General features: G+C 36.7%; 16 protein-coding genes. All 16 read left to right on the top strand.

What is annotated here, in order from left to right; all coding sequences use genetic code 11:
• Entirely contained in the window at nt 1–1,059 is a 1,059-nt protein-coding gene (gene rfbB, locus ACTXGL_RS02870) for a dTDP-glucose 4,6-dehydratase (protein WP_443524730.1), read from the top strand.
• A complete protein-coding gene (gene rfbA, locus ACTXGL_RS02865) occupies nt 1,060–1,935 on the top strand; it encodes a glucose-1-phosphate thymidylyltransferase RfbA (RefSeq protein ID WP_443524728.1) in 876 nt (291 codons plus the stop codon).
• On the top strand, nt 1,932–2,330 hold the full coding sequence (locus tag ACTXGL_RS02860) for a sugar 3,4-ketoisomerase (protein WP_443524726.1): 399 nt from the start codon (nt 1,932–1,934) through the stop codon (nt 2,328–2,330). Before rfbA ends, ACTXGL_RS02860 begins: the two co-directional genes overlap by 4 nt.
• Entirely contained in the window at nt 2,327–3,505 is a 1,179-nt protein-coding gene (locus ACTXGL_RS02855) for a formyltransferase family protein (protein WP_443524725.1), read from the top strand. The genes ACTXGL_RS02860 and ACTXGL_RS02855 overlap by 4 nt, the downstream gene beginning before the upstream one ends.
• Nucleotides 3,499–4,608 carry a DegT/DnrJ/EryC1/StrS family aminotransferase gene (locus tag ACTXGL_RS02850; protein WP_443524724.1) on the top strand — a complete coding sequence of 370 codons (1,110 nt, stop codon included), beginning with the start codon at nt 3,499–3,501 and terminating at the stop codon, nt 4,606–4,608. The genes ACTXGL_RS02855 and ACTXGL_RS02850 overlap by 7 nt, the downstream gene beginning before the upstream one ends.
• Nucleotides 4,609–5,874, top strand: a complete 1,266-nt coding sequence (locus ACTXGL_RS02845) for an O-antigen translocase (RefSeq protein ID WP_443524723.1) — start codon at nt 4,609–4,611, stop codon at nt 5,872–5,874.
• Nucleotides 5,867–6,739 carry a glycosyltransferase family 2 protein gene (locus tag ACTXGL_RS02840; protein WP_443524722.1) on the top strand — a complete coding sequence of 291 codons (873 nt, stop codon included), beginning with the start codon at nt 5,867–5,869 and terminating at the stop codon, nt 6,737–6,739. Before ACTXGL_RS02845 ends, ACTXGL_RS02840 begins: the two co-directional genes overlap by 8 nt.
• 158 nt (nt 6,740–6,897) lie before the next feature.
• Entirely contained in the window at nt 6,898–7,992 is a 1,095-nt protein-coding gene (locus ACTXGL_RS02835) for a glycosyltransferase (RefSeq protein ID WP_443524721.1), read from the top strand.
• A 48-nt stretch (nt 7,993–8,040) separates the two neighbouring features.
• Nucleotides 8,041–10,008: an asparagine synthase (glutamine-hydrolyzing) gene (gene asnB, locus ACTXGL_RS02830; protein WP_443524719.1), complete on the top strand. Its 1,968-nt coding sequence runs from the start codon at nt 8,041–8,043 to the stop codon at nt 10,006–10,008.
• A 68-nt stretch (nt 10,009–10,076) separates the two neighbouring features.
• Nucleotides 10,077–11,246, top strand: coding sequence for a nucleotide sugar dehydrogenase (locus ACTXGL_RS02825; protein ID WP_443524718.1), 1,170 nt, complete (start codon nt 10,077–10,079; stop codon nt 11,244–11,246).
• Nucleotides 11,243–12,247 (top strand): NAD-dependent epimerase, encoded by a 1,005-nt coding sequence (locus tag ACTXGL_RS02820; protein WP_443524717.1) that lies wholly within the window; start codon nt 11,243–11,245, stop codon nt 12,245–12,247. The genes ACTXGL_RS02825 and ACTXGL_RS02820 overlap by 4 nt, the downstream gene beginning before the upstream one ends.
• Nucleotides 12,248–12,284: 37 nt before the next feature.
• A complete protein-coding gene (locus ACTXGL_RS02815) occupies nt 12,285–13,403 on the top strand; it encodes a glycosyltransferase family 4 protein (protein WP_443524716.1) in 1,119 nt (372 codons plus the stop codon).
• Between the two features lie 1,350 nt (nt 13,404–14,753).
• Entirely contained in the window at nt 14,754–15,713 is a 960-nt protein-coding gene (locus ACTXGL_RS02810) for a hypothetical protein (protein WP_443524715.1), read from the top strand.
• Between the two features lie 50 nt (nt 15,714–15,763).
• Nucleotides 15,764–16,882 (top strand): glycosyltransferase family 4 protein, encoded by a 1,119-nt coding sequence (locus tag ACTXGL_RS02805; protein ID WP_443524714.1) that lies wholly within the window; start codon nt 15,764–15,766, stop codon nt 16,880–16,882.
• 45 nt (nt 16,883–16,927) lie between these two features.
• Complete coding sequence (locus ACTXGL_RS02800; protein WP_443524713.1) at nt 16,928–18,463, top strand: hybrid nucleoside-diphosphate sugar epimerase/sugar transferase; 1,536 nt, start codon at nt 16,928–16,930, stop codon at nt 18,461–18,463.
• 23 nt (nt 18,464–18,486) lie between these two features.
• On the top strand, nt 18,487–19,950 hold the full coding sequence (locus ACTXGL_RS02795) for a capsule assembly Wzi family protein (RefSeq protein WP_443524711.1): 1,464 nt from the start codon (nt 18,487–18,489) through the stop codon (nt 19,948–19,950).
• The last annotated feature ends 144 nt before the right edge of the window (nt 19,951–20,094 follow it).

Here is a 20,094-nt window from a genome sequence, read left to right as displayed (position 1 = left end):
ATGAATATATTGATTACGGGCGGTGCAGGCTTTATTGGGTCTGCAGTCATTCGCCATATTATAAAAAACACTGATCATCAAGTGCTAAATGTAGATAAACTGACCTATGCAGGCAATTTAGAGTCTTTAGCGGACATCGATCAAAACGTAAATTATGGCTTTTCACAGATCGATATTTGTGATGCAGAGTCACTAGCGCAAGCGTTTGATAGCTTTAAGCCGAATTTAGTTATGCATCTAGCAGCAGAGTCACATGTTGATCGCTCTATTGATGGCCCAGCAGAGTTTATCACCACTAATATTGTGGGCACTTATACTTTATTAGAAGCGGCACGCCACTATTGGCAAGCGCTTGCAGAAACAGAAAAGTCTAGCTTTAAATTTCATCATATCTCAACCGATGAAGTTTACGGTGACCTGGAAGGTACAATGGATCTCTTTACTGAGTCTACTGCCTATGCACCAAGTTCTCCATACTCTGCCTCTAAAGCAAGCTCTGATCATTTGGTTCGTGCGTGGCAACGTACTTACGGCTTGCCAACGCTCATTACTAATTGCTCTAACAATTACGGCCCTTATCATTTTCCTGAGAAACTTATTCCATTAGTTATACTTAATGCTCTAGACGGCAAAAATTTACCTGTCTACGGTAAAGGTGACCAAATACGTGATTGGTTATATGTAGAAGATCACGCGCGCGCGTTATACAAAGTAGTCACCGAAGGTGTGGTAGGAGAAACCTATAACATCGGGGGCCATAACGAAAAACAAAACATCGAAGTGGTCAAAACTATCTGTAAGATTTTAGATGAATTGCAACCACAAGCCAATGGTGAGCCTTACGAGTCATTGATTAGCTTTGTTAAAGATCGTCCTGGTCATGATCTGCGTTATGCGATTGACGCTAGCAAAATTGATAATGAGCTAAACTGGACGCCAAATGAAAGCTTTGAGAGTGGTATTCGCAAAACAGTCATATGGTATCTTGATAATTTAGACTGGTGTCGCCGAGTACAAGATGGCAGCTATCAGCGTGAAAGACTAGGAGCAAAAGAATAAATGAACACTAAAGGTATTATCTTAGCAGGTGGTTCAGGCACACGTCTATATCCAATCACTAAAGGCGTCTCTAAACAGTTACTGCCCATTTATGATAAACCGATGATTTATTATCCCTTATCGGTACTAATGTTGGCGGGTATCCGTGAAGTACTTATCATTAGTACGCCTGATGATATTGACGGCTTTGAACGTCTGTTAGGTAATGGTAATGAGCTGGGCATTGATATCAGCTACGCGGTACAGCCAAGCCCTGACGGTCTCGCTCAAGCATTTATATTAGGTGAAGAATTCATCGGCGATAGTAATGTATGCTTAGTACTAGGTGATAATATATTCTATGGTCAAGGCTTCACGCCACTACTACGTCAAGCAGTCAATCGTCAAAAAGGTGCGACGGTCTTTGGTTATCAGGTAAAAGATCCTGAACGGTTTGGTGTGGTTGAGTTTGATAGTGAAAAGCGTGCTATATCCATAGAAGAGAAGCCAGTTAAGCCTAAATCGAATTACGCAGTGACGGGTCTATACTTCTATGATAATGACATTATAGAGATCGCTAAAAAGGTAAAGCCTTCTGATCGCGGTGAGCTTGAGATTACCACAGTCAATCAGATGTATATGGAGCGTGGCGACTTGAGTGTCGAGCTATTAGGACGCGGTTTTGCTTGGCTCGACACTGGTACTCATGAGAGCTTATTGGAAGCGGCGCAGTTTGTAGAAACTATCGAGAAACGCCAAGGTTATAAAGTGGCCTGTTTAGAAGAGATCGCGCTTAACAATGGCTGGTTGACTAAAAAGCAAGTACTAGCTGCTGGTCAAAGTATGAGTAAAAATGCTTATGGTCAGTATTTAATTTCCTTGGTGAATGGGCGATGAGTTTAATACAATGGGTTGATTTTCCATCGTTAGGCGATGAACGCGGATCGCTAGTGGCTTTAGAAGCTGATAAAACGGTTCCTTTTGGTGTTAAACGTGTTTACTATATTTTTGCTACACAACAGAATGTAGCGCGTGGTTTTCATGCTCACTATAATCTAAAGCAAGTGGCCATTTGCGTAACGGGCAAATGCCGAATGGTCTTGGATGATGGTAGAACCCGTGAAGAAGTTTGGCTTGACTCACCAACTAAAGGCCTATTGATTGGTGACTTAGTATGGCGCGAGATGCATGATTTTAGTGAAGACTGTGTGCTTCTGGTGCTAGCTAGTGAGCACTATGATGAAGGTGATTATATTCGTGATTATGATAAATTTACAAAGGTAGCTCAATGATTGTCATTGCAGGTAAGAACGATATCGCCGTACACGGGCTTTTTTTAGCGATTGAACATGTTGATCTAGATAATATCATTGTGGTTATCAATAAGAACGATAGGGGCGAAGATAGTTGGCAGCGCTCACTACTCAAAGTTGCTAGAGAACAAAACATAGTCATTAAAACTTTAGAAGAAGTATATGAACTCGAAATAAATATTTTTCTTTCATTAGAATTTGATCAAATTGTCAAACCAGAAAGACTCAAAACGGACCACATATATAATATTCATTTTTCAGAATTACCCAAGTACAAAGGTATGTATACGTCAGTTTGGCCTATATTACATGCTGATAGCCAGTCAGGGGTTACTCTTCATAAGATCGACAGAGGTATAGATACAGGGGATATCATAGCCCAAAAAGTGTTTGATCTAGCTGAGAGCGATCGCAGTCAGGATTGTTATAGAAAATATATTGATAATTCAAAGGCTCTGCTTTCAAAGTGGTTTGTTAAAATAGTAAATAATCAATTAGATCTTGTTAAACAATCAGCTACCAATGCTACTTATTTTTCCAAAAACACTATAGATTATTCGAACTTAACTATTAACTTTTTTAAAACAGCGTGGCAAATAAAAAGACAGATCTATGCCTTTAGTTTTCGTCCGTATCAGCTTTTAACTATTGATAACAAAGGCATAGCTGATGTAAAAATTAAGCTTAATAAATCTACATCAAAACCTGGAACTATTATTTCTAAGTATGCAGATTATTTAACAGTGGCAACCATAGATTACGATATTGAGTTATATTTTGACAAGTTAGACTTGTTTTTAGAAGCTATACCAAATGTCAGTCTTGATATTTTTTCTCAAAATTTAATATCGATTTTAGGTGTCAACGACCGTAATTCTAAAGGATGGTCACCAATTATCGTTGCCACTTATTATGGCAGAAAAGACTTAATTGAGTGGCTACTTGAGCAGGGAGCGAATATTAATGATAGGAACTATCGTGGCACTACGGTGCTTATGTATGCCAAAGATTATGCTGTGAAGAATAATAGTCCTGATTTCTTTAACTTTTTGCTTACCCAAGGTGCTGATATCTCATTAAAAGACTGGTCGGACAAAAGTCTGATGGATTACATCAATGATGACCAAGCAAAATTATTAGGAGTAGTATGTTAAATATTTCCTTTTTAGATATTAAAGCCATAAATGCTCAATATCGTGATGAGCTAATAGAAGCTTGTACACGTGTCATTGATTCAGGGTGGTATATAGGTGGTTCTGAACTGACCCAGTTTGAACAGAGCTTTGCTGACTATTGCGGCACTGAGTTTGCTATTGGCGTGGCAAATGGCTTAGATGCTTTAATCTTGACTTTGCGGGCTTGGAAGGAGCTTGGCAAACTAAAAGAGGGCGATGAAGTCATAGTACCTTCTAACACCTATATCGCTAGTATATTAGCCATTAGTGCTAATAATTTGATACCTATATTGGTTGAGCCAGATATCAATACTTATAATATTTGTCCGAAGAATATCGAAGCAGCTCTTACGGACAAGACTAGGGCCATATTGCCTGTTCATCTCTACGGTCAATTGGCAGATATGCCAGCTATTACAGATGTGGCTCAGCGTCATAACTTACTTGTCTTAGAAGATTCTGCTCAAGCCCATGGTGCTAGTATCGATGATAGAAATGCTGGTAATTGGGGCGACGCCTCTGCCTTTAGCTTTTATCCTGGAAAGAATTTGGGCGCACTAGGTGACGCAGGTGCTGTAACTACTAATGATAAAGAGCTGGCTGATACTCTGCGCGCACTGCGTAACTATGGTTCCCATGAAAAATATAAAAACCTTTTCCAAGGGGTAAATAGTCGCTTGGATGAAATACAGGCAGCGATGCTAAGTGTTAAATTAAGCCATCTAGATACAGAAATAGCTCATCGTCGCAAGATTGCCACTGTTTATCTTGAAGGTATCAGTAATCTAGATATTATACTGCCTACTAGCATTGATGAAGAGGCTCATGTTTGGCATGTGTTTGTAGTGCGTTGCACAGACCGTGGGGCACTACAGAAGTATCTAGCCGATAATGGCGTACAGACGCTGATCCACTATCCGATACCACCGCATAAGCAACAGGCCTATGTAGAATGGAGTGAGCTACGCTATCCTATCTCAGAGAAGATTCATAACGAGGTATTGAGCCTACCGATAAGCCCAGTATTATCGATAGAGGATGCAGAGAAAATCGTCAAAATTTGTAATGAGTATCAGTCATAAATGAATTTATTAAAAACTAGTGTACTCAACGGTATAGCTGTTCTAATCAAAACAGCTACTATGTTCATACTCAACAAAATATTGGCTATATATGTCGGCCCATCTGGTTATGCAGTGATCGGTCAATTTCAAAACTTTATTCAAATTGTAACGAGCTTTGCAGGTGGTGCGATTAATACTGCAGTTATCAAATATACTGCTGAATATTACGAAAACGAAAATAAACAAAGAGCTGTATGGAAAGCAGCAGGTAGCATAATTCTATTATTCAGTATGATAATGGCTTTATCAATAATAATATTTCAAAAGCAATTGTCATTGTATATTTTTCAAACCATCGAGTATCAATCTATATTTTTATGGTTTGCAGTGTTTCTGATATTCTTTAATTTTAATGCTTTATTTTTAGCAATACTTAACGGCAAAAAAGAGATATTAAAGCTAGTTACAGCCAATATATTAGGTAGTTTGTTTTCATTAGTTATAACAGGCTTGTTAGCTGTAAATTTTCAATTGTATGGGGCTTTGATTGCTTTATCAATATATCAATCAACTGCTTTTTTGGTAACCCTTTTGCTATGCTATAAATCTAACTGGTTCAAGCTTTCATACTTATTTGGTAGAGTAGATCCTATTATAGCTAGAAATTTTGCAAAATTTGCGTTAATGGCTGTAACAAGTGCCACGTGTGTACCAATAACTCAAATAATTATTCGTCTTCATTTAACTAATGAGTTTGGACTGAGTTATGCAGGATACTGGGAGGCTATGGTTCGTTTGAGTGGGGGGTATTTGATGTTAGTGACTACCACATTAAGCGTTTACTATTTGCCTAGGTTATCAGAGTTAGCAGCTATTAAAGATATCAAAAAAGAAGTATATTTAGGATATAAATTAATTTACCCAGTTGCTTTGTTAGGATCGATAAGCGTTTATTTACTTAGAGACTTTATAATATCGTTATTATTTACAGACTCATTTTTACCAATGCGAGACCTTTTTTTATGGCAGATGATTGGCGATTCACTCAAAATTGGTAGTTGGATATTAGCATATTTAATGTTAAGCAAAGCAATGACTAAATTATTTATTATTACCGAAGTGCTATTTGCAGTTTCGCTAGTAGGTTTAACTTACGTATTTACTAAAATATTTGGTTTTGAAGGTGTTTCGATAGCTTACTTAGTTAATTATGCGATTTATTGGATAATGATGGGGCTACTAGTATTTAGAACACTCAATAAGAGAGAAGAAGTTTATGTCTGATTGTCAGCCTTTAGTCTCGGTAGTAATTCCTTGTTATAATCATGAGCAATTTGTACAAAAAACTATTCAAAGCGTAATTGATCAAACTTATAAAAATATAGAACTAATAATAATAGACGATGGATCAAAAGATAGTTCCACATTGAGAATTGAAAAGCTGATTGACACATGTAAGAAGAGGTTTACCAATTTTGAGTATAGATGCAGACCGAATGTAGGATTGAGTGCTACATTAAACGAAGCTCTAGAATGGTGTAGTGGTAAGTATCTATCACCTATTGCCTCTGATGATATTTTAATGCCAAAAAAAACTAAATTACAAGTCAATTATTTAGAGAAAAATAAATCATGTATAGGTTTATTTGGTAGTATGCAGTTAATAGACAAAGATAATAACTTTATGGGCGAATGGTTAGTAAAAGATAAGAAATATACATTTGAAGATGTACTATTACATAACCATAAACTGATGACACCAACTGCAATGTTAAGATTAAAAATTGTAAAAGATATAGGTGGGTATAACCCCAAACTATACATAGAAGATTGGTATATGTGGTTGAAACTAAGTGAACAAGGAACGTTAGATAGTATTGAAGATATTATGTCATTATACAGAAAGCATGACAATAACTCTTCCAGTAATGTAGAAAAGATGAACGATAGCAGAGTCGCGATTCTAGATCCTTTCAAGTCTCATCCTAGGTATTCAAAGGCTTTAGAAAATGTAAGCTGGATGTACACATATGAAAATTTTAGTTTAACAGAAAACAGAAATTTGATTTATTTTGCTAAAATGGGTATAAACTACCCTGCGAAAACTACAAAACTGATTTTCGATAAATTGAGTCAGTTTTTAAAATAAATTAATATAGTTAAGTTATAATTTTAATCAATAAAACTATTAATTAATACATGGTTTTAAAAAATATAGATATTATCAAAATTATTAACATCGTTGTTTATAATTCAAAGAATAGTACACAAAAATTTTTTATTTTGAATTTTTAAATAGGTAATAAATTGAAAAAAATAGCTTTATATATTCCATCAATGAGTGGTGGTGGGGCTGAGCGAATGATGCTTACATTAGCTAATGCCCTGGCAGAAAAGAACTTAGTAATAGATTTAGTATTGAATAAGGCTGAAGGGCCCTATTTAAAAAAAGTTTCCAATAAAGTGAATATTGTAGATCTTGATACCTCTCGTGTACTTACTGGCATTTTACCTCTCGCGCGCTACATGAAGACTGAAAAACCAGAAGTTGTTTTATCAGCTATGAATTACGTCAACGTTGCTACTATTTTTGCTAAACTACTGAGTGGTACTGATACAAGAATTATTTTGAGCGAGCGCAGCAACCTATCTGCTGCGCTTGAAAATAGTCAATGGATTTCAAAGGTATTACTTAAAAACCTTATGACTTGGACATACAAAAGAGCAGATAAAGTTGTTGCGATATCGAATGGTGTAGCAAACGACTTAGCAAATCAAATTAAATTGGATCGTAATCACATAGTTACTATTTATAATCCAGTAGTTTCTTCAGAGGTACTCCAAAAATCTAGTGTCTCACTACCATCAAAACATCCTTGGTTTGAAAAGGATTCGCCACCAGTTATTATAGCTGTAGGTCGATTGTCAGAAGAGAAGGATTTCGAAACCTTAATTAAAAGCTTTGCAAAAACTTACGATCAAAAAGAATGTCGTTTACTTATTCTTGGAGAGGGTGGATTGAGACCAAAGTTAGAGACGTTAATTGAGGAGCTAAAATTACAAGATATTATTCAATTACCTGGTTTTAGCGATAATCCTTATGCTTGGATGTCAAAAGCTAAATTATTTATTTTATCTTCCAAGTACGAAGGTTTCGGTAATGTATTAGTGGAAGCCATGGCTTGTGGAACAGCTGTAGTAAGTACAGATTGCCCAAGTGGCCCAAGTGAGATTTTAGAAGAAGGAAAATGGGGAGAGCTTGTGCCAGTAGGCAATGTCGAATTGATGTCGAGGGCCATGTTGAAGGCAATTTCTACCTCTAATCATATTAATGTACAGAGTAGAGCTTCTTTTTTCAGTGTTGAAACTTCTGTCAATCAGTATATCAATGTACTGCTCTAACATTTCAAGAAATATTTTATTAAAAATATATAATAATGAGTTAAATATATGTGTGGAATAGCTGGGTTTTTTGAAGGAAAGGTTTTCTCTTCAGATGTTGAAGTAGAATCAATTTTAAAAAAAATGACTGATGCAATACAACACCGTGGTCCTGATTCAGAAGGGTTTTGGTATCAGAAAGATGAAAAAGTGGCTCTTGGTCATCGTAGGCTTTCGATCCAAGATCTAAGTGAGGCCGGGCATCAACCGATGTTATCTGATGATGGCAGATACGTTATTGCTTTTAATGGTGAGATATATAATCATTTAGAAATACGCGTCGAAATCGAAAAATTAGATTCAAAAGTAAGTTGGAGTGGGCATTCAGATACAGAAACTTTACTAAAATCCATACAGGTCTTTGGATGGGATGTGGCTTTACAAAAACTTATCGGAATGTTTGTTATTGTATTATGGGATACTGAAGCCAAACAACTCCTAATTGCAAGAGATCGTTTTGGTGAAAAGCCTCTATACTATGGCTGGCAAAATGATGCTTTTTTATTTGCTTCTGAACTCAAAGCTATTACTAAGCATCCAGCGTTTGAAAAGGTGATAGAAAAAGAGTCAGTAGCCATATTACTTAAGCAGGGATATATACCAACGCCGTACTCGATTTGGAAGGGCATATGCAAACTTCCAGCTGCTCACTATATGAAAGTAGATAAAGACAATACTAAACCAAAACTAGTCTGTTATTGGTCATTCAATGATATCGTTGAGCAATCACAAGATAACAGGTTGGCAATTTCTGATGATCAGGCACTACAAGAGCTTGAGTTGATCTTGACGAAAAGCATCGAAAGACAAATGATTTCTGATGTTCCTCTAGGAGCGCTATTATCTGGTGGTATCGACTCTTCACTAGTTGTCGCTCTTATGCAAAAAGTTTCCGAATTACCTGTCAAAACATTTAGTATTGGCTTTGATGACCCAAAATTTGACGAGTCGAAGCATGCTGAGGCAGTAGCCGAGCATCTAGGGACGGAGCATACTACTCTAATTATGACGCCAAACGACATGTTAGAGCTTGTACCTGAAATATCCAAGATATATGATGAGCCTTTTGCTGATAGCTCACAACTTCCTACTACCATCGTTTCTAGGTTGGCTAAGCAACATGTTAGTGTGGCACTAAGTGGCGATGCAGGTGATGAAATATTTGGTGGATATAATAGGTATTTTTTAGCACCTAAAGTATGGGATATATATAGTAAATTTCCTTTATCTCTGAGATCATTGATGTTAAGGTCTGCCTTTATTTTGAAACCAAAACAATGGGATAGGTTATTTGGTAGATTATTTAAAAAGAAAGGGATTTCGTTTTTCGGAGATAAACTTTATAAGTTAGCTCAACGTTTAGAGGGAGTAAATGACTTTAACGACTTGTATGTAAGTTTAATCACCGAGAAACATCATTTGTCAAGAATTCTCAAGTTCAAAACAAACGAAAAGTCTGCTTATCTATTGGATAATAAAGATCAATGGCCCAAGTTGGACAATAATGTAGAGAGAATGATGGCTCTAGATACCTTGACCTATATGACGGATGACATTTTAGTAAAGGTTGATAGAGCTTCAATGTCTACATCATTAGAGTTGAGAGCACCTTTCTTAAGTCATCACATAGCTGAATATGCATGGAGATTGCCATTAAACAAAAAAGTTAGAGATGGTAAAGGCAAATGGGTGCTTCGAGAAATTCTCTACAAGCACGTACCCAAGAGTATTATTGACCGACCTAAGCAAGGTTTTGGTATTCCTTTAGATGATTGGCTTAGAGGTCCGTTGCGTGAGTGGTCAGAAGCACTCTTATTTAGTTCTCATTTGCAGGAACATAATATCTTTGACGTCGATGAGCTAAAGGACTATTGGAAAGAACACTTGGATGGTCGTCGCCAACTAGGGTCTAGTTTATGGTCTATTTTAATGTTTCAAGCTTGGTATCAAGAGAACTTTTACGGAAACTCTCTTTAGCTAATGTTTCAAAAATATACTATAGTAGCTTTCACAACGAAATATTTAAGATACATAAGATATAAACTATGAAAATAACGGTCGCTGGTACTGGATATGTTGGGCTATCCAATGCAATGATATTTGCACAACACAATGAAGTTATTGCTATTGATATATTGTCCGAAAAAATTGAGTTGCTTAACAAATACATTTCTCCAATTCAAGATGCGGATATATCTAGGTTTTTAAATGAAAAGGATTTAAGTTTTAGAGCTACCCTCGATCCAAAGGAAGCTTATCAGGACGCAGATTTTGTTATAATAGCTACACCTACTAATTATGATGTTAAGACAAACTACTTCAATACTGAAAGCGTTGAGTCAGTTATAAGACAGGTGAATAATATCAATCCGTCAGCTATTATGATCATTAAATCAACCGTTCCAGTTGGCTTTACTAGTATTGTAAAAAATCAGTTTGAAACGAACAATATTATTTTTTCTCCAGAGTTTTTACGAGAAGGTAAAGCGCTCTACGATAATTTATATCCTTCACGGATAATAATAGGCGAAAAATCTGACAGAGCCCAGTTGTTCGCAGATATGCTGATAGAAGGTGCCGTTAAAAAAGATAGTCCTGTACTTTTTACAGATTCTACAGAAGCAGAGGCGATTAAGCTTTTTTCTAATACTTACTTAGCTATGAGAGTAGCCTACTTCAACGAATTAGATACTTACGCTCAATCCTCCGGGCTTGATACTCGTCAAATTATTGAAGGGGTATGTTTAGATGATCGTATTGGTGGTCATTATAACAATCCTTCATTAGGTTATGGAGGATACTGCTTACCTAAGGATACTAAGCAGCTATTGGCCAACTATGATAACGTTCCAAATAATATAATAAGAGCTATAGTCGACTCTAATCGTACTCGGAAAGATTTCATAGCAGAATCTATTTTAGATATGAAACCAAAAGTAGTCGGTGTGTATAGATTGGTTATGAAAGAAGGCTCTGATAATTTTAGAGCCTCTGCTATTCAAGGGGTTATGAAGCGTATTAAAGCTAAAGGTATTGAAGTAGTTGTTTATGAACCCGTCTTAGATGATACAGAGTTTTTTGGTTCGGAAGTCATTACTGATATTAAGAAGTTTAAGAAAGTTAGCGACGTTATTGTTACCAATCGGCTTTCTAATGATCTAGATGACGTTTTAGATAAAGTCTATACTAGAGATATATTTGGAGGGGATGAATGAAAGTATTAGTTACAGGAGCAGCTGGTTTTATTGGTTTTCATTTGATTAAATCACTACTAGATTATAATTATAATGTAGTTGGAATCGATAATATCAACGACTATTACGATGTGTCTCTGAAAAATGAGCGTTTAAAAGTTCTTAGAGAACACCCTAAAAAGAATCTTTTTAAATTTATTAAGCTTGATCTAGCAGATCGTAAGGTTATATCAGCACTGTTTACTGACAACAATTTCGATATAGTTATTCATCTTGGAGCCCAAGCAGGAGTGCGCTATTCCATTGAAAATCCAAATGCTTATATTGATTCAAATGTGGTAGGATTCGTGAATATTTTAGAGGGTTGCAGACAGACGAAGGTTAAGCATTTATTATATGCTAGTTCTAGCTCTGTATATGGTATGAATACCAAACAACCTTTTAGTACTTCAGATTGTGTTGATTATCCTATCAGCTTATATGCTGCCACTAAAAAATCTAATGAGCTGATGGCACATACATATAGTCATTTATACGATATTCCTACTACAGGCTTGCGATTTTTTACTGTTTATGGGCCATATGGTCGTCCTGATATGGCCTACTTTTCATTCACTAAGAAAATACTAGCTGGTGATGAGATTGACGTTTTCAACAATGGTAAGATGCAACGAGATTTCACTTATATCGATGACATCATAGAAGGTATCGTTCGCCTGATAGGTAAAGTACCAACTCACCAATCGTCGTCAACATCGAATGCTACCGCTCCTTATAAAATATATAATATCGGTAATAATCAACCAGTAACTTTACGTCGATTTATAAACGCTATTGAAGTTGCTTGTGATACGAAAGCTAAAGAAAATTTATTACCTATGCAACCTGGCGATGTACCTATCACCTACGCTGATGTAGATGAGCTCATAAATGACATTGATTTTAAGCCTGAAACAAGCATTGAGGATGGCATCTATATGTTTGTTAGATGGTATAGAAAGTACTATTTAGACGAACAGTAATTGTTGAGTCTTAAGTAAAATCTAAAGGGTTTGAAGAATGAAAATTGTACATATCATAACTGGTCTAGATAATGGTGGTGCAGAAGGTGTACTTTATCGCTTAGTAACTCATGATACAGAAAATGAGCATATTGTTATATCGATGATGGATGCTGGTAAATATGGTCCCTTATTATTGGCTAAAGGCATAAGTGTGCATTTTTTAGATATGAAGTCTGGTAAGGCTTCATTGTTAGCTGTAATAAAACTATATAAGCAATTGAAGAATATAAACCCTGACATAGTACAAACTTGGATGTATCATGCTGATCTTATTGGAGGTCTTACTGCAAGCATTGCTGGAGTCAAAAAAATTTATTGGAACATAAGACAGAGTAATTTTGACAGCAGTCATACTAAACTTAGTACTATAAAAATTGCAAATGTATGTTCTAAATTAAGTAGTACTATCCCAACGAAAATTATTTCATGCTCTACTAAAGCAGTAGATGAACATATCAAGTTGGGTTACGATAAAGAGAAAATAGTTGTTATAGGAAATGGTTATGATCTGAGTATTTTTAAGCCTGATAATTCTGTTTGTGAGGAGTTTAGAAATACTTTAGGAATCGGTCAATTTCCTGTATTAGGAATGGTTGGTAGATACGATCCTCAAAAAGACCATGAAAATTTGATTCAAGCCTTAAGCGTAGTTTATAGCAGAGGCTATAAGTTCGACTTATTGTTAGTAGGAAAGAACCTAAATGAGGATAATATTGAACTACTAAGTATTATAAATAAATACGATTTAAATAATAGTATTCATTTGTTAGATCAAAGATCAGATATTCAAAGTATTATGAATGCATTAGACATTCATATTTTAAGCTCTGCATATGGAGAAGGTTTTCCTAATGTTGTTGCGGAAGCAATGGCCTGTAATACTCCTTGTATAGTGACAGATGTAGGAGACTCCAAACTAATAGTAGATAAGTATGGTATCGTTATTGAACCTCGTAGCACTAGCGAGTTAGTAGAAGCTATAATCACTTTAATGAATGCTATGTCTGTTGAAGAAGAGTGGGCTAAATTGAAAGAGGAATGCTCTACCCATATTGGTGAACATTTTAGCATTGAAGCTATGGTTTCAAAATACAAAGAAGTTTGGAATTATTAGTATAGTCTAGTTTACTAAATACCACATTCAGGAAAACCAAATTGCATGGTTAGGCCTATTACTACGCTGACATTATTTATCTGCCCTTCCATTTAGTAAGTCATACCTTGGATCATATGTGGTTCTAACAATTCTTTCAATAGTAAGTTAATGACTACAGCACTTCTTATTTTATAAAGAAAATAGATGTAGTTCTTCACTATTGAGAGTCAGATGATGGTTATAGTTGGTAAGGTAACAAATTAAGATGAGTGTTTGATCATTGACATTAGCCATCTAGGATCTATCGCCTGTAGATAGGCGACCTATTACTTAATATGTTCTCTTGTTCAGTGGTGGGTGTATAACTACCTACCATTATGGCAGCGACTTGTACAAAAAAGCGTCAATTAGGGTGGCTATTTAAATAATAAGCCTATGCCTGCTAAATTTTTTCTGTTAACAGTTAAGATGTTCTATTTGAAATATTTGTATTTGTTATAAACCTAGCTAAGGTCTAGAAATTAGCTAGGTTTACGCTTGGTTTGGTGCAATTCTAGCTATCAGCAATCCTAATACTTGAATGTTCAACAAAAACTAGATATTGATAACGAGTATAAATCTTATCGTAGACTGGCTAGCTATTGGCAGAATCCTATAAGTATTTTTATTGGTGTAACAAACTCCAATCTTGATAATTGATATATAGGTTTGACTATAAACGATAGCTTTCAACATGGTATGATAGCAGTGGATACATAGATTATACAACTGACGACATACTGATAAAAGTCCATCGAGCTTTTAGGGTTAATAATTTGGAAACTTATATTTCTGTGTTAGGTCATTAAATTGGTATGAAGTATAACTTTGACTTGTAAAATTCGCAATGGACAGAAAAGGGCTGGTCAAGCAAATATTATTTTTCATACAATCTACGAGCTTATTAAGCGTCTTATGTGTAACTGGTTACGTATCTCATTATAGGATTGAATGAAACGTTAATAGATGACAAATTTTTAAAGTAATAAGGTTGTTTTTATCCTGAACCGGATCGTAAGATGTGAGACGAGGATTTTAGGGAGTATTCAAACTCACTAAGCTGATCTTTATTTGTGTGTATAATTCTTCCCTGATATTAAACTAAAATCGTAAAAATATAGAGAAGCATAAGTGACTGATTTAAACTGGATATACACACATGGCTTCATAGGAATTAGGCTATTTGAATTGCCTAGCTTGCTCATCTGTTTACTATTGATCATTATACTCAGTCATAAATTTGCAATTTCTGTAATCCAGCGTTTGGTTCTAGTCCTACATTGTTTTTTACCTTTTATTCTGAATGATGTGTTATTTAGCGTTTCTTATATGCCAGACCAAATTCAGTATTGGATCGGAGTTAACGCTATAAGAAGTGGTAATCTGGGTCTGGTTGAAGCCTTATTGAGTGGCGGGAATGTATCGCAAGCTAGTGCTTTATTTGCAGTCATGCCATTTCCGACGCCTGTTTCGCCAATTAGTTTAGGTTTTTATAATACCTTTATTTATATCGTTTTGTTTTTCATTTTGTATGCCAAAAGAGTTTTTACCAAAGTTTCCCTTTGGACTTATTTGCTATTTCCAAGTATGGCACTATATACAGCATTAAGCCTTAGGGAAACCCTAATACTATTTTTTATGATATTAGCAGTAATATATGTTAGAGAGTCCAAAATATTTAAAAGCATTCTTTGCATGGCGCTAATATATATTATCAAGTTTCAAAATTTCTTTATTGTTGGCCCAGTAGTTCTGCTTTACTTTATTTTTGATGTTGCAAGAAAAGGTATGGGGTTGACTAAGGCTCTAACTATAGGTGTTATTGGTTTTGTTTCATTACTGGCTTCTGCGCCTATTGCGCTCCCCTTAGTTAATAAGTTTAGGGTAGCCATGTTTGTTGAAGATGGTGGAGATCCGAAAAAGATTAAACTGATATCAGGAATAGGTGACTTTGTTATTCAAGGTTTGACTTCAGGTTTTTATTTCTTATCTAAACCCCTACCGTGGGAGGCGGCAAGTGCTCTTCAACTTATACAGTCATTCGAAAACTTACTTGTTTTAATTATTCTATTCTTAGTCACTCGTCAAGCTTGGATAAAGAGTCCAGATAGACTAGCATTTTGGTTATTATTTTTAGTTTTATCGATGTCTGTATATGGGTTGGTAGTAGCCAATTACGGTACAGCAGTACGTTATCGTTATGCATTTGTAATGATGTATGTTTTATTTGTGTGTGCGGATTGTAACGTCGAAAAACTTTTTCTTAAAAAAAGTAATATTGCTCGATAATAAACGACGTTAAGATAAAAATTGTTACAATAAAGGACTAAGGATAGAGATTGAAAATATTATATATAGTTAATGAACCTTGGTTTTTTTTATCTCATCGTTTGCCTATTGCTATAGCGGCTCAAGCACAAGGATACACTGTACATGTAGCGACTAGAGGTGGTGAGGCAGTTGAAGAAATTTTAGAAAAAGGTTTTGTTCATCATCAGATCTCATTATCACGTAATGGTAGTAGCGTACCTAGTGAGTTGGCTAGCTTATTAGATATATGGAAGCTCATAGATAAGGTCGAACCTGATGTTCTACATTTAGTGACTATAAAGCCAGTATTGTACGGTGGTATCGCTTCTCGTTTTACGTCGGTCAAAAAAGTAATAGCTGCCGTATCTGGCTTAGGTACTTTATTTTTAGCGACAGGTGTCAGAGCAGAAATGAAGCGTAAATTAGGAACAGGGCTTTACCGTTTTGCTTTGCGCTCAGACAAAACTACTGTTATCTTACAGAATCCCGATGACAAGCAGCTATTGATAGACCTAAAAGCGGTCAAAGTAGAACAGACCACACTGATACGAGGGTCAGGTATAGATCTATCTGCATTCCAAGCATTTCCTGAGAGTCTAACAAGCACCCCTGTAGTCACCTTCGCGGCACGTTTGCTGTTCGATAAAGGGATAGCAGAGTATGTAGATGCTATCAAAATATTGAATAAAAAAGGCGTAGTAGCCCGTTATCAAATAGTGGGCGATTTAGACATAGGTAATAGCACCAGTGCTACCGCAATAGACATTGCAGAGTGGCAATCTATCTCTAACTTAGAAGTTTTAGACTATCAGAAAGACATGCCCTCAGTATTTAGGAACACTAACTTAGTCGTATTGCCTTCTTACCGTGAAGGACTTCCTAAAGTTCTGATTGAAGCAGCCGCTTGTGGTAGAGCAGTAATCACTACCGACGTACCGGGCTGCCGTGATGCCATTGAAGCCGACAAAACAGGTCTACTAGTACCAGTCAAAGATCCAAACGCACTAGCTCATGCTATAGAAAAATTAGTAACAGAATCTGAGCTTCGAGTGCAAATGGGTATTGCTGGACGCCAACTAGCAGAGCGAGAATTTTCAATTGAAAAAGTGGTAGAACAGCATCTTTCCATTTATCAGCGATCGCAATAAATTACCAACAAGTCAGCTAAAAAATATATTTAGGATATCTTTGTAATGAATAAAACATCTAGACTGCTTCTAACCGGTGCAACTGGATTTGTTGGCAGTGCTTTGCAGCAGCACCTTATAGCAGACGGAAGTTATAATATAACTATTGCGGTTCGTAACCTGCAGCAGCAGTCGAATGAGGTACGTACTGTTAATATTGATGATATAGCAGCTGATACTGATTGGACAGATGCATTGCAAGATATTGATGTTGTCATTCATACCGCTGCTCGCGTACATATCATGGACGATAAGTCCGTTGATCCTCTGACTGAATTTTGTAAAGTTAATGTAAACGGCACTCTCAATCTAGCTCGCCAAGCGGTGCAAGGAGGTGTAAAGCGTTTTATCTTCATCAGCTCAGTTAAAGTAAATGGTGAAAATACAGAATTAGGTCATCCTTATACCGCCGAATCAAAGCCAAACCCTACTGATCCTTACGGTATCTCTAAATATGAGGCTGAGCAGGGTTTGCTTAAGTTAGCAGAAGATACAGCACTGGAAATCGTCATAATTCGTCCTACTTTAGTCTATGGCGAAAATGTTAAAGGTAATTTCCGCTCGCTCATGAAGTGGACTTATAAAGGTCTACCTTTACCGATAGGCGGTATTACCACAAATTTACGTAGCTTAGTATCGGTAGATAACCTTACAGACTTTATTATTACTTGCATCGATCATAAAAATGCCAAAAATCAAATATTTTTAATATCAGATGACGATGATATTTCAACAGCTGGACTATTAGATAAAATAGCAAGGGGTCTTGGTGTAAAAAATAAAGCCTTATCGATACCGACTAACATGATTAACATAGCAGCAAATATCTTGGGTAAGCCCGGTATTGTTGAAAGACTATCAGGATCATTGCAAGTCGATATTGAAAAGTCAAAAACCTTATTAGATTGGCAACCCAAACATACGACAGCTGAGTCTATTCAAAAAACAGCTCAATATTATAGATCAAGTCTGACTAATCATAATAGTATGATGTTGCAAAGATCGTTAGACATAGCATTTTCATCGGCAGGGTTAGTCGCTACTTCTCCATTATTAATTGCTGCTACAGTAGTAGGCTATTTAGACACCGGGTCGCCTTTATTCGTTCAAGAGCGTATTGGTAAAAATCAGAAGCCTTTTAAACTAATTAAATTTCGCACGATGAAAGTGACGACAGAGTCGGTAGCCAGTCATTTGGTGGACAATACCTCCATCACTAAGCTAGGTAAGATATTACGCAAAACCAAGCTAGATGAATTACCACAGCTAGTAAATGTTTTAAAAGGTGAAATGAGCTTAGTAGGTCCAAGACCGAATCTATTCAATCAAGAAGATCTCATCAAAGCCAGAGCAGATCAAGGCGTTTATGATGTACTACCTGGTATTACAGGACTAGCGCAATTAAGTGGCATTGACATGTCTACACCTGAACGCTTGGCTAAAGTGGATAAAGAGATGATCGATACTCTAAGTCTAAGAAACTATTTTTCTTACATCATTGGTACTGCTTTAGGTAAAGGCAGTGGTGATGCTGTTAAATAACTCTAAATATTGGAAAACAATCAATGATATCTAAAAAGTTAACTGCGCTTATGAGTGTGGGTACTTTGCTTGCTGTCTCTACGTTATCAACGACCGCATCTGCTCAAAATCTGTATATGAATGATATGAAACTGAAGTCAGAGCTTGACTGGTTAAATGCCCAAGGTGTGACGCATATCAGCACCAGCACATGGCCATTGACTGCTAATGAAATTGCAAATGTACTCAATACGGCTAAAGTGACGACTGATACCCAGCAAAGAGTATTGCAGTCTGTACATGTCATGCTTGCTCAAAATCCAAACTCTTTAGTCAAAGCAGAGGCAGAAGCTTACTTACAAACAAATCGTCAGCAGTTGCCGCAAAATTTTGCAGATGACAATCTGGCAGGACAACAGATATCAGCTGCGATAGGACTCAGTGAAGAGAACTGGGAGATGAAGCTACAAGCCAATGTAAAAAACGATGAGCTTACCGATGACGATAGTGATGTTAGTTTTGAGGGATCTTATATCGCTGGTACAGCAGCCAATCAGTGGTTAATAGCAGGTAAAATTCCAGCATGGTGGGGCCCAGGTAATGATGGTAGCCTTATCCGAGGGGATGCTAGTATCCCAGTCACAGGTATTACCATGCAGCGTGATACGCAAACTGCACCGACTAACCAGTATCTGAACTGGGTTGGCCCTTGGCAGTATCAGCTGTTTGCAGGTCAATTAGATGATTATGAGGCGATACCAGATGCTAAGTTATTTGGTGCTCGCCTCACTGCGAGTCCATGGGCGTGGTTAGAAGTTGGTGCGTCTCGAACCTTTATGTGGGGCGGAGAAGGTCGTCCAGAGAGTTTTAGCTCCTTTGGTGATGCTATTTTAGGTACTAAAGATAATGAGGCTACTGCGGGTAATACTGACAATGATCCGGCCAATCAGTTGGGTGGTTTTGATGCCAAAATACAGTTAGCACCGCTACTTAATGTACCAGCCAGTGTCTATGGACAATATGTTGGTGAAGATGAAGCGGGTGGTTTACCTGCCAAAAATATGTATTTAGCGGGTGTAGACTATGCTTCTGAAGCTTATGGAAAACCCTATCAGTTATATGCTGAATACGCAGATACTCGTAGTAGTGGAGAAGTAAAAGGTGTGTCTTATGATCATTTTTTATACACCGATGGCTATTACCAACAGGGCTATCCGCTCGGACACTCTTTAGGCGGTGATGCTGAGAGTGTATCAGTAGGTGGTAAGCTATGGCTCGATAGTCGGAACTTTGTCAATACAAAACTGCAATATGCCAAAGTAAACCAAGCGGATGAGGCAGACAATCAAGCCTTTCCAACGACGGATAAATTAACAGCTATTGACGTATCATGGGCACATCAATGGCAACCTCAGACACTAATAACGAGTAGGGTATGGGCGGTAGACTCTGATACTCAGTCAACTGATATTGGTGCAGGTGTGGGTATAGAGTTCCAGACTTATTAGACAAGAATAAGTAAATACCTTAGCGTTTTAGAGAGTAAGAAACGGTCTACTAACATCATAGTAGGCCGTTTTTTATTTGAGCTGTTGCTAGAGCTATGTGTTGGTAAATTGACGCGTATGTTCTATAAGTAATTGTCAATTTGA

It is taken from the genome of Psychrobacter sp. T6-6 (assembly GCF_052258185.1).
Lineage (GTDB): Bacteria > Pseudomonadota > Gammaproteobacteria > Pseudomonadales > Moraxellaceae > Psychrobacter.
This window is presented reverse-complemented; position numbering and strand designations above follow the sequence as displayed.